Genomic DNA, 1705 nt, shown 5'->3' on the forward strand with positions numbered 1-1705 from the left:
CCAGGGCCGCGGCGCCCAGCGCGAACAGCTCGATCCAGGCGCGCCGCGGCGGCCGCAGCACCGCATGCGCCAGCGCCAGTGCCCAGACGATGAAGACGACGTGGATCTCCCACTCGCCGCGCCGCGACAGGTCCAGCGGCAGCAGGCGGTTGGCCCAGAGCATGGTCGCCATCGCCAGCGGCAGGCCGGCGATCGCGGCGATGTTGAGCCGCTCCACGATCCGGAAACCCAGGTGAGGCCGCTCCGGATCGGCCAGCTTCTGGCGTCGCTTGACCGTCCACATCACCAGGCCACTGCCCACCATCGCGGTGCCGGCCAGGCTGACGAGGAAATACAGCCAGCGCGTCGCGCCATCGCCAAAGCGCCCCAGGTGCAGCCCGTACATCACGCCCCGCGTCTCGGCCGCCGCGCCCACGCCCTGTTTCTCCTCGACCACGCGACCGGAGACGCCGTCGAACAGCAGGTACTGGGGGCTCATCGACAAGCGCCCGCCCTCGCCGCGCGCGATCGCCACGCGCGCCGCCGCGTCGCCCGGATTGGCCGCGGTCACCCGCGCCACGCTGCCCGGGCCCCAGCGCCGCTCGGCCTCGCGCACCATCGCCTCGATCGACGCGAGCGGCGCCGCCTCGCCGGACGGCTTGGCCGGCTGGAGGAAGGCATTCATCTCCGAGGTCAGCTGACGCTTCATCGCCGGCGACTCGATGCCGGCCATTTCAGGCCACGGCATGTAGAGCGTCATCAGCGTCACCAGCCCGGTGTACGTGATCATCAGGTGAAAGGGCAGCCCGAACACCGACAGCGCGTTGTGCGCGTCCAGCCAGGACCGCTGGCCCTTCCCCCATCGGAAGGTGAAGAAGTCGGTGAAGATCTTCTTGTGGGTGATCACGCCGCTGACGATGGCCACCAGCATGAACATCGCCGCCAGCCCGGCCAGCCAGCGCCCCCAGGCCACCGGTATGTAATGGAACTGGAAGTGGAAGCGGTAGAAGAATTCACCGCCCGGCGTCTCGCGGGCCGCGACCTTGAGGCCGGTCTGCGGATCGAAGTTGGCGTCCTTGAAGGCACGCTTGGCGCCATCCTTGGGCGGCACGCGCCAGAAGGCGTTCGCGATCGGGTGGCGCTCGTCGGGCAGGCGCAGACTCCATTGGGTCGTGCCGGGCGCGACGGTCTCCAGCGTCTTGGCGATGCGTCCCGCCACGACGGCCGCCTCCGGCCGGTCGGCCTGGTGCGCGATCTCGGGCCGCATCCATTGCGACAGCTCTTCCTTGAAATAGCTGACCGTCCCGGTGAGGAACATCGCGAACAGGAGCCAGCCCAGCAGCAATCCGGTCCAGATGTGCAGGTCGGACATCGTCTGCCGGAGGCCGCGCGGCGCGGCCGGGACGCGCGCTCCGGTACCGCTGGCGGCGTCGGGCGTGGCGTGAGGGGAAAGGTCAGGGGCGCTCATGGCGAGACGGCCGGCGCGGCGCCATGCCAGACGGACCACGCCAACGGCAGCAGCGGCAGCGCGGCCACCAGCAGGCCGATCCAGGCGCGGGTGGCGCTGCGCACGGCGAAGACCCACACGACCGCCGCGGCGTAGACCGCGAAGCTGCCCAGCATGCCGCCGATGACGGCCTGGATGCGGCTGACGGGCAGCGCCAGCACGGCGACGCTGGCCAGCGCTGCGAGCGCGTAACCGCCGCCCACCGCCGCGACGATGCGC

The 1705-nt window shown here is 71.1% G+C and carries 2 protein-coding genes; both read right to left on the bottom strand.

Translation table 11 applies throughout. From position 1 onward, the window contains the following. Positions 1 to 1351: PepSY-associated TM helix domain-containing protein (locus tag FUT87_RS26260; RefSeq protein ID WP_310735331.1), on the bottom strand; the 1351-nt coding region annotated here is incomplete at its 3' end. A 92-nt stretch (positions 1352 to 1443) separates the two neighbouring features. Beyond that, a partial coding sequence (locus tag FUT87_RS26265; RefSeq protein ID WP_147242888.1) for a DUF3649 domain-containing protein occupies positions 1444 to 1705 on the bottom strand: 262 nt, incomplete at its 5' end.

It is taken from the genome of Mitsuaria sp. TWR114 (assembly GCF_007997345.1).